A 17,436-nucleotide genomic window follows, 5' to 3' on the forward strand; every position below is an offset into this window, starting at 1 on the left:
AGGTGAAGGGGCGGATCGAGCTGGACGGCGAGGACATCAACGACAAGTCCATCGATCCGGTGGTGCTGCGCGCCCGGGTGGGCATGGTGTTCCAGAAGCCGAACCCGTTTCCCAAGACGATCTTCGAGAACGTCGCCTACGGCCCGCGCATCCACGGCACCGCCAGCGGCAAGGCCGAGCTTGAGGCCATCGTCGAGAGCTCGCTGAAGCGCGCCGGCCTCTGGGCCGAGGTCGCCGACCGGCTTCACCAGCCCGGCACCGGCCTCTCGGGCGGTCAGCAGCAACGCCTGGTCATCGCGCGCGCCATCGCCGTCTCTCCCGAGGTGATCCTGATGGACGAGCCCTGCTCGGCGCTGGACCCCATCGCCACGGCGCGGATCGAGGAACTGATCGACGAGCTGCGCAACCAGTACTGCATCGTCATCGTCACCCACTCGATGGCGCAGGCCGCGCGGGTCTCGCAGAAGACCGCCTTCTTCCACCTGGGTAAGCTGGTGGAGGCCGGGCCGACCGGCGAGATCTTCACCAATCCGCGGGACAGCCGCACCCAGGACTACATCACCGGCCGGTTCGGCTAGAGGGCGTCATGAACGAGCACATCGTCAAATCCTACGAAGACGAGCTGAACACCCTGACGGCCGAGTGCGCCCGGATGGGCGGCCTGTGCGAGGCCCAGGTCAGCGACGCCATCGACGCGGTCGTCAAGCGTGACCAGGCCTCGGCCGAGCTGGTGGTCGGCCGTGACGACCGGCTGGACGTGCTCGAAGCCGACATCGAGCGCAAGGCCATCCGCTTGATCGCGCTGCGCCAACCCCTGGCCAACGACCTGCGCAAGACGGTGGCGGCGATGAAGATCGCGTCCAACCTGGAACGCTGCGGCGACCTGGCCAAGAACATCGCCAAGCGCACCTTGGTGTTGACCGAAGGCGAGCCGATCACCCCGCTGACCCGCTCCATCGAGCGCATGGGGCGGCTGGTCCTGGGCCGGCTGAAGGACGTGCTGGACGCCTATACGGGCTCGGACCTCGATCGGGCCCTGGCCGTCTGGACCCGCGACGACGAGGTCGACGAGCACTACAACAGCCTGTTCCGCGAGCTGCTCACCTACATGATGGGCGATCCGCGCACGATCACCGCCTGCGCTCACCTGCTGTTCGTCGCCAAGAACCTGGAACGCATCGGCGACCACGCCACCAACATCGCCGAGATCATCCACTACGAGATCACCGGCGAGGAGATGATCTCCGCGGACCGGCCGAAGACCGACGCTTTGCGCGTCTAGGAGCTATGAGTTGACGCCCCACATTCTGGTGGTCGAGGACGAAGACGCGCTCTCGACCCTGCTGCAGTACAATCTCGATAAAGAGGGCTACGAGGTCGCCGTCGCCGCCGACGGCGAAGAGGCCCTGACCCTGGTGTCGGAACGTCTGCCCGACATCATCGTCCTGGACTGGATGTTGCCGAAGATCTCCGGGATCGAGGTCTGCCGTCGCCTGCGCCAACGCAGCGAGAGCCGCAACGTGCCGATCATCATGCTGACCGCCCGCGGCGAGGAGAGCGACCGCATCCGCGGCCTGGACACCGGCGCTGACGACTACATCGTCAAGCCCTTCGCCATGAGCGAGCTGTCGGCCCGCATCCGCGCCGTGCTGCGGCGCATCCGGCCGGGCCTGGCCGAGGATCGGGTCCACATCGGCGACCTGGTCATCGACCGCGTCGCCCACCGGGTGAAGCGGGCGGGCAAGGAAATCCATCTTGGTCCCACCGAATTCCGCCTGCTGGACTACCTGATGCAGCATCCGGGCCGGGTGTTCTCCCGCGAACAGCTGCTGGACGCGGTCTGGGGCTCCGACGTCTATGTCGAGGCCCGCACCGTGGACGTCCACGTGGGCCGCCTGCGCAAGGCCCTGAACCGCGAGGAAGCCGCCGACCCGATCCGCACCGTGCGCTCGGCAGGCTACTCGCTGGACATGGACGCCTAGGCCAGACTTGACCGCCGCGCGCCCTCGCGCCAAAGCGGCCAGATGAACATTCTCCTCGTCGGTTCGGGCGGGCGCGAACACGCGCTGGCCTGGAAGATCGCCACGTCGCCCCTGCTCAAGCGCCTGGTCATCGCGCCGGGAAATCCGGGCATGGCGACGCTGGGCGAGCTGCGCGCCATCAAGGCGACCGACGTTCCGGCCCTGGTGGCGTTGGCTCGCGAGATCGCTGCCGACCTGGTGGTGATCGGACCGGAAGTCACGGTCGAGGCGGGCCTCGCCGACGCGCTGAACGCCGCCGCCATCCCCTGTTTCGGGCCCGTCGCCCAGGCGGGCCAGCTCGAAAGCTCCAAGGCCTTCACGAAGGCCTTCACCGACCGCCACGGCCTGCCGACCTCGGCCTACAAGGTTTGCGACACCGCCGCCGAGGCCAAGGCCGCGCTGGCCGACTTCAAGCCACCCTATGTGATCAAGGCCGACGGCCTGGCGGCCGGCAAGGGCGTGGTCATCGCCGAGAACCTGGCCGCCGCCCATGAGGCCATCGACGACGTGCTGGGCGGCCGGTTCGGGTCGGCAGGCGCGCGGGTGGTGATCGAGGAGTTCCTGCAGGGCGAAATCGGTTCGCTGTTCGCCCTGTGCGACGGCAAGCACGCCATCGTGTTCGGCCACGCCCAGGACCACAAGCGCGCCTATGACGGCGAACTGGGGCCCAACACCGGAGGCATGGGGACCTATTCGCCGGCGCCGGTCTTCACGCCCGAGCTGATCGAGCAAACCCGCGAACGATTGGCCGAGCGCGCCTTCGCCGGCATCGCGACTGAGGGCGCGCCGTATAGGGGCGTGCTGTTCGTCGAGCTGATGGCCACCGCCGACGGCCCCAAGCTGGTGGAGTTCAATGTCCGCTTCGGCGATCCGGAGTGCCAGGTCCTGATGCTGCGCCTGGAGAGCGACCTCGTCCCCTACCTTATGGCCTGCGCCAACGGCACGCTCGCGAACCTGCCCGAACCGACTTGGCGCGACGAGGCGGCGATCTGCGTGGTCCTGGCCGCCGACGGCTATCCCGACAGCCCGGTTGGCGGCTCGATCATCCGCGGCGCCGAGCAGGACTTCGGCGAGGACGTGGTGGTCTTCCATGCCGGCACCTCGCGCGATCCCGACGGGACCCTGCGCGCGGCCGGCGGGCGGGTGTTGAACGTTTGCGCGCGGGGCTCCGACTTGCAGGCGGCCCGCGACCGCGCCTATGCCGCTATCGCCCGGATCGACTGGCCGGGCGGCTTTCACCGCACGGACATAGGCTGGCGAGCCCTGGGCCAACGCTAGGCAAGGCGCGCCAGGACCCTCGGGGTCTCAGTTTTCGAACAACCGGTCTGTTGTTGACCTGACGCCTTGCCCCGGCGGGGCGCGGGTCGGTATGGTGGTTCAAACAAGCGTACGAGCCATTTGGGGAGCGCCATGACCGACACCGCGGAGCAGGAACGCGAGGCGCTCAACAGCGGCACCAAGGCGGTCGCCGACAGCCACCGGTTCGACGAAGCGGCGTTGCTGGCCTGGATGGAGGCCAATGTCGAAGGCTTCCAGGGGCCTCTGGAGGTGCGCCAGTTCAAGGGCGGCCAATCCAACCCGACCTATCAGCTCATCACGCCGAACAAGAAGTACGTCATGCGGCGCAAGCCGCCGGGCAAGCTGCTGCCGTCGGCCCATGCGGTCGACCGCGAGTACAAGGTGATCACGGCGCTCTATCCCACCGGCTTCCCGGTCGCCAAGTCCTACGGCCTGTGCACCGACGACAGCGTGGTCGGCACCTGGTTCTACGTCATGGACATGGTGGAGGGCCGGATCCTGTGGGATCAGCAACTGCCGCAGTACGAGCCGGCCGAGCGGCACGCGATCTACGTCGCCAAGATCAAGACCCTCGCCGACCTGCACAACACCGATTACGAGGCCATCGGCCTGGGCGACTACGGCAAGCCCGGCAACTATATGGGCCGGCAGGTCGACCGCTGGACCAAGCAGTACAAGGCCTCGGAAACGTCTCACATCGACGAGATGGAAAAGCTCATCGACTGGCTGCCGAAGTCATTGCCGGCGCAGGAGCGGACCAGCGTCGTCCACGGCGACTACCGGCTGGACAACATGGTCCTCCATCCGACCGAGCCCCGCGTCATCGCCGTGCTGGACTGGGAGCTGGGGACGCTGGGCGAGCCTCTGGCCGACTTCACCTATCTGCTGATGAACTGGGTCAACGGCTCTATCGCCACCCTGCCGGATCTGGTGGCGCACGGCATCCCGACGATCGACGAGGCGGTGGCCATCTACTGCGAGCGCACCAATCGCTCGGGCCTGCACGATCTCGACTGGTTCTTCTCCTACAACATGTTCCGCCTGGCCGGGATCTGTCAGGGGATCGTCGGTCGCGCCCGCGACGGCACGGCCAATAGCCCCCAGGCCGCGGCGATGGAGGCCCGGGTTCCGCTGCTGGCGCAGTCGGCCTGGAAGTACGCCCAGAAGGCGGGGGCTTGAGACAAATCCGGGTTCGGTCCATTTAGCGGCGGCCCGGGCGCCTGACGCCCGACCTCGTACGAGCGTCTCACCGCATGAGCGATCCGACCGGTTCCCAGGACATGGCCCCCGCCGCCGCGGGCGCGCCGCCTGACGCGACCGTTCGAAAGCCCTTCTGGCGTCGACGCTCTTGGCAGATCGTAGGCGGGGTCCTGGCCCTTGTCCTGGTTCTGCTGGTCTCGCTTGTCTGGTCCCTGCCGCTAGGCCGGGCATTGGAGCCGCTGAAGAGCCCGACCCTGATCCTGGTCACCGCCGACGGCAAGGACTTCGCCCGCCGAGGGTCATACAAAGAAGCGCCCGTCGACGTCAGCAAGCTGCCGAGCCATGTGGGCGGCGCCTTCGTCGCCATCGAGGATCGCCGCTTCTACCAGCACTTCGGCGTCGACCTGCGCGCCATCGCCCGCGCCGTGCAGCGCAACTCCGACGCCGGCGGGGTGCGCGAAGGCGGCTCCACCATCACTCAGCAGCTGGCCAAGAACGCCTTCCTGACCAACGAGCGCAGCCTCCGCCGCAAGGCGCAGGAGGCGCTGATCGCGGTCTATCTTGAGGCGCGGCTTTCCAAGAACGAGATCCTTTCGCGCTATCTGTCGGCGGTCTATTTCGGCGACGGCGTCTATGGCTTGCGCGCCGCGGCCCGGCACTATTTCGACAAGACGCCCGAGACCCTCAGCATCGGCGAGTCGGCCATGCTGGCCGGAATGGTCAAGGCGCCGTCGAAGCTCGCCCCCACCGAGGATCTCCCCGCCGCCCGCGCCCGCGCGCGCATCGTCCTGGCCACCATGGTGGAGCTGGGCGACATCACCCCGGCCCAGGCCCGCCAGAACCGCAGCGTCCGCGTCCGCGAGGGCCGGGTTAAACTGCCGGTTGGCTCGTACTTCGCCGACTGGGTGACGCCCCAGGCCCGTCTCGCCTTCGAGCGCGCCTATGGCGAGGTCCGCGTCCAGACCACTCTCGACTCCGTCCTGCAGGATCGCGCGGAGAAGATCCTGCGCCGCGCCATCGCCGGGAACCGTTGGGCCAATGTCACACAGGGTGCGATCATCGCCATGCGCCCGGACGGCAGGGTCGTGGCCATGGTCGGGGGCGTCGACTATGCCGACAGCCAGTTCAACCGCGCGGTCGACGCTCAGCGCCAGCCCGGTTCGGCCTTCAAGCTGTTCGTCTATCAAGCCGCCCTGCGCGACGGCATGACGCCCGACAGCATGATCCTCGACGCCCCGGTGGAGATCGGCGACTGGAAGCCGGAGAACCATGAAGGCCGCTATGCCGGGCATGATGTCCGCCTGCGCAACGCCTTCGCCTCGTCCTCCAATGTGGCGGCCGTGCGCCTGGCCCAGGAAGTGGGGCGCGGCGCGATCATCAAGGCGGCGCGCGACATGGGCGTCACCGCCAAGTTCCCCGATGACCTGACCCTGGCGCTGGGCACCGCGCCCATGAGCCTGATGGAGCTGACCGCCGGCTACGCCGCGGTCGCCAACGGCTCGATGCCGGTCACCCCCTACGGCGTCATGCAGTCCGCCGTCCCGGCCAAGCGGCCGCTGCCCAAGAAGGAGCGGGACGAACTGCTGGATCTGCTGCGCAACAGCGTGGTGTTCGGGACCGGCAACACCGCCAATCTCAGCCAGTACGCCCACGGCAAGACCGGCACGACCCAGGACTATCGCGACGCCCTGTTCATCGGCTTCGTCGGCGACATGGTGGTGGCGGTCTGGCTGGGCAATGACGACAATAGCCCGATGAACGGCATCGCCGGCGGCGGCCTGCCGGCCAAGATCTGGCGCGAGTTCATGGGCGAGGCCATGCGCCTCAAGACCGTTCGCGTCGCCGGCAAGGTCGTCGGCGGTCCTCCCGTCCGCGTCGAGACGCCCGCGGATCTGGAGGTCTTGCCAGGTCTTGAGGTTCCGACCGTCGATGGCGAGCCTGGCGCCAGCCCGGACGCGCCCGCCGAACCGGCCGCGCCCACGCCGGCCGAGCCGCCCGTCCAGCCCGAACAGCCGCCGTTCTAGAACCGAGCCAGCAGCTCGCTCAGCGCTGCTTGGTCCTGGAACACCGCGCGGACGGGCCAAGCGAAAACCCGATCGCGCCAGGCGCCCGGCAGCCGCACCCAGTCCTTCTCGGTGGTGACAAGGCCCGCGCCAAACACCTCAGCCCGGTCAGATAAGGTCTTCAAGGTCGCCTCGTCGTAGGCGAAATGGTCGGGGAAGGGGACGAAATCGGCCAGGTCGCAGCCGGCGGCCTTGAGCGCGGTCTCAACCTTCCAGGGCATGCCGATGCCGGCGAAGCCGAGCTGCGGCCCCGGTGGTGGCGGGACGGCGGGTTCCAGGCGGGCGACCAGCACCGGCTTTTCCTTGAACACCGCGACCAGGGCAGGGTCCGGCTCCGCCAGGTCGGCTGGCAGCATCAGCACCACGGCGTCCGCCCGCGCCAAGCCCACCGCCAGGGGTTCGCGCATCGGGCCGGACGGGAAGACCGAACCGTCGCCGAGGGGCCAGGCGCCGTTGCGCGTCTCGCCGTCCACCACGACGATGGAGAGCGCCTTCCTCAGGCTGGGGTTCTGGTGACCGTCGTCCATGATCACCGCCCGGGCGCCGGCCGCGGCGGCGGCTCCGGCGCCTTCGATCCGATTGCGAGCGATCCAGACCGGTGCGTCGGCGGCCAACATCAACGGCTCGTCGCCGACCTCGCGGGCGGTATGAATCGCCGGGTCGACCCGGACTGGACCGCTCAGCGATCCGCCATGCCCCCGCGACAGCACGTGAGCGCCGGGCAGGCGTTCCAGCAGGGCACGGACGACGGGGGTCTTTCCCGCTCCGCCCAAGGTCAGGTTGCCCACGCAGATCACCGCCACGCCCGGATCGACCGGAACCGTTCGGGCGATCCGTCGCGCCGTGACATAGGCCCAGATCCACGAGACCGGCTTCAGCAGTAGGCGGCTCACCGGCGCGGGGGCGCCGTCGCGGACATACCACCAGCGGGGCGTGGCGAGCTTCATGCGGGCAGCAAGGGTTCGAGCAGGGCCAGCGCCTCATCCAGCGCGCCTTGCTGGCGTTGGGCATAGGCCAGGGCCGCCTCGCCGATGCGCGGCGCGATCAGGGGCTCGGTGAGCAGGCCCCGCAGATGGCGGGCCAAAGCACCGCCGTCGGCGGCCTCGATGGCGGCCATCTGATCGAACATCTCGGCATAGACGGCGGCGGCGTTGAAGGTGTGCGGGCCGGTGATGATGGGGCGTGCCAGGCGTGCGGGCTCCAGCGGGTTGTGGCCGCCGACACCGGGCACGAAACTGCCGCCCATGACCACCACCTCGGCCAGGCGGAAGAATAGGCCCATCTCGAACATGGTGTCGGCGACATAGGCTGTGGTCTGGGGGGCGATCGCTTCGCCGGCGCCGCGCCGGCAGACGGTGAAGCCCGCCGCCCGAAGCAGCTCGGCCACCGCAGGGCCGCGCTCGACGTGGCGCGGCGCGACGATCAGCAGGGCGCCGGTCGCGGCCTCAGCGACCGCTCGGCCGATGATCTCCTCCTCGCCGGGGTGCGTGCTGGCGGCGAGGATGACTTTCCGATCTCCGATCAGCCCTCGTAGTTCGCTGAGCTTGGCGGCGTCGAAGGGTAGGGGCTCCCCGACTTGCTTGAGATTGAGTTGCGGCCCGAGGCGCGCGCCCAATCTGGCGAGGCGCGCCGCGGTCTCCGGCTCTTGCGGGAGGATGAGGTCGAAGGCGCCGAGTAGGGCCCTTGCCGCCGCCGGCAGCCGGCCCCAGCCTTCGGCGCTGACCTGGGTCATCCGCGCCGAGACCAGGGCGACCTTCGCGCCGGCGTCCTTCGCCATCAGGATCAAGTTCGGCCAAAGCTCGCTCTCGACCGTCACCACCAGGCCTGGCCGCCAGTGGCGCAGGAAGCGGCGGACAGCGACCGGCGTATCGATCGGCGCAAATTGATGGATCACCCCTGGCGGCAGACGCTCGGCCAACAGCCGCGCGGCGCTGATGGTGCCGCAGGTCACCAGCAGGACGAGGTCCGTCCGACGGCGGCGGAGCGCCACGACCAGGGGCAGGAGCGACACGCTCTCGCCCACGCTCACCCCATGCAGCCAGACCAGCGGGCCGTCGGGACGTGGCAGGCCCGCATGGCCCAGGCGTTCGGGAAGTCGGGTCGGGTCTTCCTTCCCCTTGGCGGCGCGCTGCTTCAGCATCAGGCCAACGATCGGACTCAGGGCCTGGGTCAGCGCGCCGTAGAGCGCGAGCGAAAGGGGGCGCAAGGCGGTCCTAGACCGCGTTGGCGGCGGCGAGCCGGCAGGGCTCTGCGCGGCCGATCTCCACCTGCAGGGTGGCGTGTCCGATCCCGAACCTGTGGGCCAGGGCCTCGCAGGTGGCGTGCAGGAAGTCGTCGCCGTCGTCGTTGACCGGCCGCGTGACGTGAGCCGTCAGCGCCGTCTCGGTGGTGCTCATGGCCCAGATGTGCAGGTCGTGGACGTCTGTGACGCCAGGACGCCCGCTCAGCCAGACGCGCACGGCCTCCACGTCAACACCCTTGGGTGCGGCGTCCAGCGCCAGGTCGACCGAGTCGCGCAACAGGCCCCAAGTGCCCAGCACGATCACCGCGGCGATCAGCAGGCTCAGCGCCGGGTCGATCCACAGCAGACCGGTGACCGCGATCAGGCCGGCGCCGATCACGACAGCCAGGGACACGCCGGCGTCGGCGGCCATGTGCAGAAAGGCGCCACGAACGTTCAGGTCCTCGTGGCCCTTCATGAACATCAGGGCCGTGGCGGTGTTGATCAGCACGCCGATGGCCGCGACGATCATCACCGGCGCCGTGGCGATCTCGGCGGGGGAGTTGAAGCGGTGGATCGCCTCCGACGCGATGACGCCGACGGCGACCAGCAGCAGGACGGCGTTGGCCAGGGACGCCAGGATGGTGGCCTTGCGCAAGCCATAGGTGCGCCGGGCGGTGGGGGCGCTCTTGGCCAGGATGGTCGCCCCCCAGGCCAGCAGCAGGCTAAGCACGTCGGACATGTTGTGCCCGGCGTCGGCCAGCAGGGCCAGCGAGCCGGACCAAAGCCCCGCCGCCACCTCGGCCAGCACGAAGGCGAAGTTCAGCCCCACCCCTATGGCGAAGGCGCGGCCGAAGTCCTTTGGCGCGTGGCTGTGGCCGCCATGGTCATGACCATGGTCGTGCCCATGCTTGTGATCGTGACCGTGGTGGTGGTCGTGGCCCATGTCCCTATGTGTCACCGCCGCGCTTGCGGATCAACGTAGCCGACCAGGGTTTCGGCCCGCCGGGTGAGGCCCGATAGCCTTGTGGACCAGTCGGCGACCAGGGCGTCCAGGCCCGCGTCGTCAAGGTCGCCGGGCACGTGGAAGGGCCCGTCCCAGACCACCGCGCCCTGGCCGAAAAGGCGGCCGATCATCGCCCGATCCCAGCTGCCCGCCCGGGCGGCGGGCGAGACGGCGATGCCCATCATGAAGACCGGCGCGCCGGTGCGCTTGGCGATCTGGGCCGCACCGGGCGCCATCACCTCGTTGGGCCCGCGCGGGCCGTCGGGCGTGACGATCAGCACCCCACCCTCATTGACCAGCTTCATGGCCTCGCGGAAGGCGGCCACGACGGCGCGGGCCTTGGCGCTGTCGCCCTTCTTGGCCGAGGAGGCGCGGATCGACGGGAACTTGGCGTGGGCCATCGCCTGCGCGAAGAACTCACCGTCGCCAGAGGGCGAGACCAGGCAGGCGCGGGGCTTCTTCCACCAGACCTTCGCGACCGCCAGGGCCACCGGAATTCGCCCGTGCCAGCACAGCGCCAGGGCGCCTTGGCCCGACGCCAGCACGCCGTCCACGCATTCGATGTTCTCATGGCGCCAGCGCACCGTGCGGCGGATCAGGACCATGTAGGCGTGGAAGATCCAGCCCAGGACGACCTGGGTGGCCGGGTGGCGCAACAGCGCCTTCACGCCGGGGTCTCCGCCTCGAGGTTCTGGCTCTGGGCGAGGCGGGCATAGAGGCCGCGCATCTTCACCAGGCCGTCATGGTCGCCGGTCTCCACGACCCGGCCCTTGTCGATCACATAGATGCGGTCGGCGCCGCGAACGGTCGACAGGCGGTGGGCGATCAGGATGGTGGTGCGCCCGGCCATCAGGCGTGCGAGCGCGGCCTGAACCTGGGCCTCGCTCTCGGTGTCCAGCGCGCTGGTGGCCTCGTCCAGCAGCAGGATGGGGGCGTCCTTCAGGAAGGCCCGCGCGATGGCGATCCGCTGGCGCTGACCGCCGGACAGCCGCGCGCCGGCCTCGCCCACCAAGGTGTCATAGCCGTCGGCCAGGGCGCCGATGAACTCATGGGCCGCGGCGGCCGCCGCGGCGGCCTCGATGTCTTCCAGGGTCGCGCCGGGCCGGGCGTAGGCGATGTTGGCGCGCACCGTGTCGTCGAAAAGGAACGGCTCCTGGGTGACCAAGGCGATCTGGTCGCGCAGCGAGGCCAGGGTCACGTCGCGCACGTCGACGCCGTCGATGCTCACCACCCCCGCGGTGGCGTCATAGAAGCGGGGGATCAAGTTGAGGATGGTGCTCGTGCCGCCGCCTGAGGGACCGACCAGCGCGACGGTCTCGCCGCGACGCGCTTCCAGGGTCACGCCTTGCAGGGCGGGTGGGCCGTCCAGGGCGTAGCTGAAGCCCACGTTCTGAAAACCGATGGTCGTCGGCCCGTGGGGCAGGGGGCAGGCGCCGGCCTGCTCGCGCACCTCCGGCTGGACGTCCAGGGCGCTGAACAGCCGCCGTGCCGCGGCCAGGCCCTCGGCCATGACGGTCTGCAGGTTGGCCAACTGGCGCAACGACTGGCTGGCCAGGCCCAGCGCCATGATGAAGGCCACGAAGGCGCCGACGTTCATGGCTCCAGTCTGCGAACGCCAGCCGGCATAAGCGATGACCGCGGCGGTGATCAGGGTCATCAACAGCTCGGTGGCCGGGGCTGCGCGAGCACGCGCATTGGCGCCCTTCACCAGATGCTTCTGGCGGCGCATCACCACCTCGGCGACGCGGCCTTCCTCATAGTCCTCGCGGTTCTCGATCTTGACGACCCGGACGCCGTCCAAGCTCTCCATGATCGCGGTGGACAGGGCCGAGGTCTCGGCCATCGCGCCCTTGGTGGCCTTGACGGTCCGCTTGGAGAACCGGCGCATGATGGTGCTGGCCAGCGGCGCGGCGACGATCAGCACCAGGGCGAGGGCCGGATCGTTGCTGGTCATGACGATGAAGGCGCCGATCAGGGTCAGCAGATGTTGGGTGTAGTTGATCACGCCCGAGGTCGCCGCCTCGCGGATCAGTCCGGCGTCGTAGAGGACCGATGAGACGAAGGATCCGGTGTGCTCCGCGCGCAGCCGCGCCAGGTCGGCGCGCACCAGCTTGCCGAACAACTGGACCTGGACCTGACCCACGACCTCGTTGCCGATCCTGTTGACCTCGCTGGCCTGGATCACCTGGGCCACGGCGCGGCCTATCGCCAGGGCCGCGATGGTGAGTGGGATGGCGACCAGGGCACCCGGCTTATGGTTGACCAGCAGATCGTTGATCGCCGGCTCCATCATCTGGATCAGGGTGGCGCTGAGATAGGCCACGGCCACGGCCGCCAGCATGGCCACCGTCCAGCCTTTCCAGCGCGGCGTCATGTAGACGCGCGCGATCCGGCCGATCACGGCGCGGGTGGGCAGCTCGGCGGCGGGCTCGCTCATCGTCCCTGGGGTCGGCTGTCGGGGCGGCGAAGTCAAGAAGGCGTCTTGGCCTGACTCAGGCCGGGCATATGGTGGGGACGGGAGCCGAGACGGAGGTTGTCCATGAAGATCTATGGTGTGCGCGTCTGGGTGGACGACATGGACGTGGCGCGCGGGTTCTACGGCGGGACGCTGAGCCTGGCGTCCACTTGGGACTTCGGTGACGCGGTCGGCTACGACCTGGGACCGACCTTGATCGTCGAGCGCGACGATGGGAGCCATGAGGACGGCCTCAAGGGCCGCTTTGTCGGCCTATCCCTCTCGGTCGAGGACATTGAAGCGACCTATGCCGATCTGATCGCCAAGGGCGTCGAATTCCTGGGGCCGCCCGAGAAGATGCCGTGGGGCGGAACCCTGGCGCACTTCAAGGACCCGGCGGGCAACATCCTGACCTTGATCGCGTGAAGTCGCGCGTTTCGTCGCGCTTCCGATTTTTCGCCGCAGCCCCTAGTTAGGGGCCGATGAGCCAGGACAACCCCGCGCCCGGATTCGACCTGACCACGCCCAAGGGGCGCAGGGCGGCCCTTTGCGACTATCTGTGGAACGACCACGCCTATCTGCGCCTGAAGTTCCAGAACGCCCACTGGATCAGCGACGAGCTGGTGCGCACCAATCAGCCCTGGCCCCACCAGCTGGCCGAGTGGAAGCAGCGCGGGATCAAGACGATCATCAACCTGCGCGGCGGATTCGACGCCAGCTTCCACGCCCTGGAGAAGGACGCCTGCGAGCGCCTGGGACTGACGATGGTCGACTTCACCATCACCTCGCGCGAGGTGCCCAGCCGCGCGCGGGTGCTGGGCGCCAAGGCGCTGTTCGAAAGCATCGAGTACCCGGCCCTGATGCACTGCAAGTCCGGCGCGGACCGGGCGGGGATCATGAGCGTCTTCTACAAGCACTTCCGCCAGGGCGTACCGATCCGCGAGGCCCTGGAACAGCTCAGCCTCAAATACCTGCACGTGAAGCAGGGCAAGACTGGCGTGCTGGACTACACCTTCGAGCGCTACCTGGCAGAGGGCGAGCCCAAGGGGCAAAGCTTCCTCGAGTGGGTACAGAGCGACGCCTACGACGAGCCCGGCATCAAGGCCGACTTCCGCAGCCAGATGTGGGGCCGCCTGCTGACCGAGGGCCTGCTGAAGCGGGAGTAGGTCTGGCCTAGCCCCTAGTGCTGGTGATCGTCGTCGTCGTGCGGATCCAGCAGCTTGTGGGCGTGGATGATGAAGTAGCGCATCAGGGCGTTGTCGACGGTGGACTGCGCCTTGGCGCGCCAGGCGGCGAGCGCCTCGGCGTGACTGGGGTAGGCGCCGACCAGATCGATCTTGTTCAGGTCACGGAACTTGATCCCCTGGACGTCTTCGAGTTCGCCGCCGATGACGAGGTGGAGAAGCTGGGTGTCGGGCATGGCCGGGTCATTTCCCAAAACGATTCAATTGGGGAGGGCGATATGCGAGACGCGCTCCAGGATCAATGGTGCGAGACGTGGCGCGGCGCAGACGAGGCTGGGTTGCGCTGGTTTCGGGCCGTTATAGCTGAACGGACGACCCTGGTGGTCGCCGACGAAGGCGCCGGCCTCCCGGGCGATCAGATCGGCCGCAGCCAGGTCCCAGTCGAACTTGGCGACCAGGGCGATGGTGGCGTCGAAGGCGCCCGAGGCGATCACGCACAGCCGGTAGGCGGTCGAGTTGCGCGCTTCGATCCGCATGTCAGGCCAGGGCGTGCGCCAGGCGGGGTGGGCGAACATTCGCGCGTCGCCGACCATGCCGCAGCCTTCGACCTCGTCGCGGTCCGACGCTTGGATCGCCCCGCCGTTGAGATGGGCTCCGCGTCCGGCGACGGCGGTGTAGGTCTCGTCGAGCTGTGGGGCGAAGACCACGCCGGCCAGGGGCAGCTTCCCCTCGACCACGGCGATGGACACCGCCCACCAGGGGCGGTCCTTCATATAGGCGCGGGTGCCGTCGATCGGGTCGACCACGAATAGCCGGCGCTTGGCCAACCGCGCCGGGTCGTCGGCGGTCTCCTCCGACAGCCAGCCGTAATCGGGCCGCGCCGTGGACAGGCGTTGCTTCAGCAAGGCGTCGGCCGCCAGGTCGGCGTTGGTGACGGGCGAGCCGTCGGCCGCCTTGAATTCGCTGGTCAGGCCCTCGGCGCGCAGCCGGACAGCCAGGGCGCCCGCCTCCCGCGCCGCCGCCGTGATCAGCGCCAGGTCGGAGGACGCTTCGGGCATCAGCGTCCGGCGATCGCCAGGCCGTCGACCAGGATCGAGGGCGAATTCGCCGAGCCTCGGATCTCCAGATCCGAGCCGGGAACCAGGCGAGCGTAGATGTCGATCAGGTTTCCGGCCACCGTGATCTCGGTGACGGGATAGGCCAACTCCCCGTTCTCGAACCAGAAGCCCGCGCAGCCCACCGACCAGTCGCCGGTGTTGCCGTTCAGCGACGGGCCGAACATTGAGGTTATGACCAGGCCGGACTTGGCGTCGGCCATCAGACCGGCCAGGTCGCGCGTCCCGGGCTTCACGGTCAGGTTGGTGGTCGAGACGCCGGGCGGACCGGCCAGGCCGCGCGAGGCGTGGCCGGTGGTCTCCAGGCCGAGTTGCCGCGCGGAGGACGAGTTCAGCAGCCAGGTGGTCAGCACGCCGTCGTCGATGAGGCCATGGGCGCGGTTGGCCACGCCCTCGTCGTCGAATGGCGAGGATCCCAGGCCGCGACGGACATGCGGATCGTCTGTGATGTTCACGCCCTTGGCGAACACCGGCTGGTTCAGCTTGTCCTTCAGGAACGAGGTGCCGCGCGCGATGGACGGCCCGGAGATCGCCCCGATCAGCGGGCCGATCAGCGAGGTCGCCAGCCGGTTCTCGAAGATCACCGGGGCGGTGGTCGAATCGATCTTGCGCGCGCCCAGACGGGCGACGGCGCGGCGGGCGGCTTTTTCGCCGATGGAGGCGGGGCCCGGCAGGTCGGCGCGCCAGCGGGCGGAGCGGCCGTCATAGCCGCTTTCCATGGTCTCGCCCTCGCCGGCGACCACCGAGACGCCGATGGAGAAGGTCGAGGCGCTGTAGAGGCCCGAGAAGCCTTCCGACGTCACCAGGCGCCATTGGCTGGCCGAACAGGAGGCCGAGCCGCCTTCGGAATTCGTGACGCCGGGATTGGCCCGTGCGGTCTCCTCGGCGGCGCGGGCGATGTCCTCCAGCGATTCGGGCGAGGGCTCTTCGCCGTCGTAGAGATCGAGGTCGATGAAGGGGCCCTGAGCCAGCTGTTCCTTGCTGGCCAGGCCCGCATAGGGGTCTTCCGGTGCAAGACGCGCCATGGCCACGGCGCGCTCGACGAGCTTGGCGCGGGCGTCCTTGGAGATGTCGGAGCCGGAGACCGTGGCCTGCCGCTGACCGACGAAGACCCGCAGGCCGAGATCGCGGGACTCCTCGCGCTCCACCTCTTCCAGCTCGCCGAGGCGCACATTGATACCCAGGGCGCGGCGCTCGGCGCCCACCGCTTCGGCTGCATCGGCGCCGGCTTTGCGCGCGGCGGCCACGACATCGGCTAACAAGCTCTCATCCATGCGGGCCATATGGCGGCATGCGGCGCCCGGAGCAAGCCAAGCGATGAGACCTGACTAGATGACGGCGTTGAACAGCAGGGCCACGCTGGCGAACACGTAGGCCAGCCAGGTCATGGTCATGCCGATGGTCCGGGCGAAGGACGAGCCGCCGCTGCGCGACAGCCCCACCGCATGCAACACCCGGCCCACGAACAGGACGAACCCGGTCAGGTGCACCGCCAGGGGCGAGGCGTCGACGAGGGCCAGGACAGCAATGCCGATCAGAGCCGGCGGAATGTATTCGGTGGCGTTGCCGAACGCGCGAATGGCCTGGGCGAGCTCCGGCACCCCCTCATCGCCCAGGGCGATCTTGTGACGCTGGCGCTGGCGCACGACCAGCAGCGAGAGCACCAGCAGGAGGATCAGGTGCAGCCCGGTCCACAGCGCTGCCGCATGGCCCGAAGAAACGGCGTCCATGTGAGATGTTCCCTCTATCGCCCCACGCGATGGCGCGCAGTTGGACGCGGAACGCCCCGAAGGGCAAGGGGGCGAAAAAGCGTGACTATTCCGGCAGGCCCAGGCGCGACCACTTCGCCGTGACCGCCGCGACGGTGGCCTCGTCCATGCCCAGCTTCTCGCCCCACTCGCGCTTGGTCTCCGGCGGCCACTTGTTGGTGGCGTCCAGGCCAATCTTCGATCCCAGCCCGCTCTCCGGCGAGGCGAAGTCGAGATAGTCGATGGGGGTGCCCTCGATGAGGGTGATGTCGCGCGCCGGGTCCATCCGCGTGGACAGCGCCCACATGACGTCCTTCCAGTCGCGGGCATTGATGTCGTCGTCCACGACGATCACCCACTTGGTGTACATGAACTGCCGCAGATAGCTCCAGACACCCATCATCACGCGCTTGGCGTGACCCGGGTAAGCCTTCTTCATGGAGACCACGGCGATGCGGTAGGAGCAGCCCTCGGGCGGCAGCCAGAAGTCGACGATCTCCGGGAACTGCTGGCGCAGCAGGGGGATGAACACCTCGTTCAAGGCCTCGCCCAGCACACTGGGCTCGTCCGGCGGCCGGCCGGTGAAGGTGGTGAGATAGATGGGGTCCTTGCGCATGGTGATGGCGCTGACCTTGAACACTGGGAACGGCTCGACCGAGTTGTAGTATCCGGTGTGGTCGCCGTAGGGGCCCTCGTCGGCGTATTCGTCCAGCATGACGTGGCCCTCGATGACGATCTCGGCCTGGGCCGGGACCATCAGGGGCACGGTCTTGGCCGGCACCAGATCCAGCTTCGAGCCGCGCAGGATGCCGGCGAACTGGTATTCGCTGAGGGTGTCGGGCACCGGCGTCACCGCCGCCAGGATAGTGCCCGGATCGGCTCCGATCACGGCGCAGGCCGGGAGGGGCTCGCGCTTGCCGGCCTTCTTGTGGCGGCCGTAGTGCTGGGCCCCGCCGCGGTGGGCCAGCCAGCGCATGATGGCGCGGTCCTTGCCGAGCAACTGCATGCGGTAGATGCCGAGGTTGTAGTCGTCTTCCTTGCTGTCCGACGGCCCCTTGGTGACCACCAGCGGCCAGGTGATCAGCGGCGCCGGCTCGCCGGGCCAGCAGCCCTGGATGGGCAGC

Annotated in this window: 18 protein-coding genes; 8 read left to right on the forward strand and 10 right to left on the reverse strand. The window is 68.8% G+C overall.

Annotation, left to right across the window (positions count from 1 at the left end):
• The 6 genes from RMO04_RS20625 to RMO04_RS20650 form a co-directional block, all read left to right on the forward strand.
• Window positions 1-578 (forward strand): phosphate ABC transporter ATP-binding protein (locus tag RMO04_RS20625; protein ID WP_309646646.1); only part of this gene is annotated, 578 nt, incomplete at its 5' end.
• An 8-nt stretch (window positions 579-586) separates the two neighbouring features.
• Window positions 587-1,282 carry a phosphate signaling complex protein PhoU gene (phoU, locus tag RMO04_RS20630; protein ID WP_309646647.1) on the forward strand — a complete coding sequence of 232 codons (696 nt, stop codon included), beginning with the start codon at window positions 587-589 and terminating at the stop codon, window positions 1,280-1,282.
• A gap of 10 nt (window positions 1,283-1,292) precedes the next feature.
• The gene (gene phoB / locus RMO04_RS20635; protein ID WP_254834638.1) at window positions 1,293-1,982 is read left to right on the forward strand and encodes a phosphate regulon transcriptional regulator PhoB; all 690 of its coding nucleotides are present in this window, start codon (window positions 1,293-1,295) and stop codon (window positions 1,980-1,982) included.
• A gap of 42 nt (window positions 1,983-2,024) precedes the next feature.
• Window positions 2,025-3,299, forward strand: coding sequence for a phosphoribosylamine--glycine ligase (gene purD / locus RMO04_RS20640; RefSeq protein WP_309646648.1), 1,275 nt, complete (start codon window positions 2,025-2,027; stop codon window positions 3,297-3,299).
• Between the two features lie 132 nt (window positions 3,300-3,431).
• Entirely contained in the window at window positions 3,432-4,499 is a 1,068-nt protein-coding gene (locus RMO04_RS20645; RefSeq protein ID WP_309646649.1) for a phosphotransferase, read from the forward strand.
• Between the two features lie 74 nt (window positions 4,500-4,573).
• Window positions 4,574-6,544, forward strand: coding sequence for a PBP1A family penicillin-binding protein (locus tag RMO04_RS20650; protein WP_309646650.1), 1,971 nt, complete (start codon window positions 4,574-4,576; stop codon window positions 6,542-6,544).
• Here the strand turns inward: RMO04_RS20650 and lpxK are convergent.
• From lpxK to RMO04_RS20675, 5 genes are read right to left on the reverse strand one after another with little or no spacing between them, the layout of a single operon-like run.
• Window positions 6,541-7,530: a tetraacyldisaccharide 4'-kinase gene (gene lpxK / locus RMO04_RS20655; RefSeq protein ID WP_309646651.1), complete on the reverse strand. Its 990-nt coding sequence runs from the start codon at window positions 7,528-7,530 to the stop codon at window positions 6,541-6,543. The genes RMO04_RS20650 and lpxK overlap by 4 nt on opposite strands.
• Complete coding sequence (locus tag RMO04_RS20660) at window positions 7,527-8,789, reverse strand: 3-deoxy-D-manno-octulosonic acid transferase (RefSeq protein ID WP_309646652.1); 1,263 nt, start codon at window positions 8,787-8,789, stop codon at window positions 7,527-7,529. Before RMO04_RS20660 ends, lpxK begins: the two co-directional genes overlap by 4 nt.
• A gap of 7 nt (window positions 8,790-8,796) precedes the next feature.
• Window positions 8,797-9,750, reverse strand: a complete 954-nt coding sequence (locus RMO04_RS20665; protein ID WP_309646653.1) for a cation diffusion facilitator family transporter — start codon at window positions 9,748-9,750, stop codon at window positions 8,797-8,799.
• Window positions 9,751-9,761: 11 nt separating this feature from the next.
• Window positions 9,762-10,478, reverse strand: a complete 717-nt coding sequence (locus tag RMO04_RS20670) for a lysophospholipid acyltransferase family protein (RefSeq protein WP_309646654.1) — start codon at window positions 10,476-10,478, stop codon at window positions 9,762-9,764.
• On the reverse strand, window positions 10,475-12,247 hold the full coding sequence (locus RMO04_RS20675; RefSeq protein WP_309646655.1) for an ABC transporter ATP-binding protein: 1,773 nt from the start codon (window positions 12,245-12,247) through the stop codon (window positions 10,475-10,477). The genes RMO04_RS20670 and RMO04_RS20675 overlap by 4 nt, the downstream gene beginning before the upstream one ends.
• Before the next feature lie 102 nt (window positions 12,248-12,349).
• On the opposite strand from RMO04_RS20675, the gene RMO04_RS20680 reads away from it, so the two are divergent.
• Together RMO04_RS20680 and RMO04_RS20685 are read left to right on the forward strand one after the other, a co-directional pair.
• On the forward strand, window positions 12,350-12,691 hold the full coding sequence (locus RMO04_RS20680; protein WP_309646656.1) for a VOC family protein: 342 nt from the start codon (window positions 12,350-12,352) through the stop codon (window positions 12,689-12,691).
• Window positions 12,692-12,747: 56 nt separating this feature from the next.
• A complete protein-coding gene (locus tag RMO04_RS20685) occupies window positions 12,748-13,431 on the forward strand; it encodes a fused DSP-PTPase phosphatase/NAD kinase-like protein (RefSeq protein ID WP_309646657.1) in 684 nt (227 codons plus the stop codon).
• A 14-nt stretch (window positions 13,432-13,445) separates the two neighbouring features.
• On the opposite strand, the gene RMO04_RS20690 is transcribed toward RMO04_RS20685, so the two are convergent.
• The 5 genes from RMO04_RS20690 to RMO04_RS20710 all read right to left on the reverse strand — a co-directional run.
• Complete coding sequence (locus tag RMO04_RS20690; protein WP_309646658.1) at window positions 13,446-13,685, reverse strand: DUF4170 domain-containing protein; 240 nt, start codon at window positions 13,683-13,685, stop codon at window positions 13,446-13,448.
• A gap of 24 nt (window positions 13,686-13,709) precedes the next feature.
• Window positions 13,710-14,507, reverse strand: a complete 798-nt coding sequence (locus RMO04_RS20695; RefSeq protein ID WP_309646659.1) for a 3'(2'),5'-bisphosphate nucleotidase CysQ — start codon at window positions 14,505-14,507, stop codon at window positions 13,710-13,712.
• Window positions 14,507-15,838, reverse strand: a complete 1,332-nt coding sequence (locus RMO04_RS20700) for a TldD/PmbA family protein (RefSeq protein ID WP_309646662.1) — start codon at window positions 15,836-15,838, stop codon at window positions 14,507-14,509. Before RMO04_RS20700 ends, RMO04_RS20695 begins: the two co-directional genes overlap by 1 nt.
• Window positions 15,839-15,892: 54 nt before the next feature.
• Window positions 15,893-16,294, reverse strand: coding sequence for an MAPEG family protein (locus RMO04_RS20705; protein WP_309646660.1), 402 nt, complete (start codon window positions 16,292-16,294; stop codon window positions 15,893-15,895).
• An 85-nt stretch (window positions 16,295-16,379) separates the two neighbouring features.
• On the reverse strand, window positions 16,380-17,436 hold a 1,057-nt coding region (locus RMO04_RS20710), incomplete at its 5' end, for a UbiD family decarboxylase (protein WP_309646661.1).

The sequence above is a fragment of the Phenylobacterium sp. genome, from assembly GCF_031412415.1.
Lineage (GTDB): Bacteria > Pseudomonadota > Alphaproteobacteria > Caulobacterales > Caulobacteraceae > Phenylobacterium.

Coding starts and splice junctions, on each gene's coding strand:
- RMO04_RS20700 (WP_309646662.1), bottom strand. CDS start 15,838: ATGGATGAGAGCTTGTTAGCCGATGTCGTGGCCGCCGCGCGCAAAGCC.
- RMO04_RS20695 (WP_309646659.1), bottom strand. CDS start 14,507: ATGCCCGAAGCGTCCTCCGACCTGGCGCTGATCACGGCGGCGGCGCGG.
- phoU (WP_309646647.1), top strand. CDS start 587: ATGAACGAGCACATCGTCAAATCCTACGAAGACGAGCTGAACACCCTG.
- RMO04_RS20675 (WP_309646655.1), bottom strand. CDS start 12,247: ATGAGCGAGCCCGCCGCCGAGCTGCCCACCCGCGCCGTGATCGGCCGG.
- RMO04_RS20645 (WP_309646649.1), top strand. CDS start 3,432: ATGACCGACACCGCGGAGCAGGAACGCGAGGCGCTCAACAGCGGCACC.
- RMO04_RS20690 (WP_309646658.1), bottom strand. CDS start 13,685: ATGCCCGACACCCAGCTTCTCCACCTCGTCATCGGCGGCGAACTCGAA.
- RMO04_RS20665 (WP_309646653.1), bottom strand. CDS start 9,750: ATGGGCCACGACCACCACCACGGTCACGATCACAAGCATGGGCACGAC.
- RMO04_RS20685 (WP_309646657.1), top strand. CDS start 12,748: ATGAGCCAGGACAACCCCGCGCCCGGATTCGACCTGACCACGCCCAAG.
- RMO04_RS20705 (WP_309646660.1), bottom strand. CDS start 16,294: ATGGACGCCGTTTCTTCGGGCCATGCGGCAGCGCTGTGGACCGGGCTG.
- RMO04_RS20680 (WP_309646656.1), top strand. CDS start 12,350: ATGAAGATCTATGGTGTGCGCGTCTGGGTGGACGACATGGACGTGGCG.
- RMO04_RS20650 (WP_309646650.1), top strand. CDS start 4,574: ATGAGCGATCCGACCGGTTCCCAGGACATGGCCCCCGCCGCCGCGGGC.
- lpxK (WP_309646651.1), bottom strand. CDS start 7,530: ATGAAGCTCGCCACGCCCCGCTGGTGGTATGTCCGCGACGGCGCCCCC.
- purD (WP_309646648.1), top strand. CDS start 2,025: ATGAACATTCTCCTCGTCGGTTCGGGCGGGCGCGAACACGCGCTGGCC.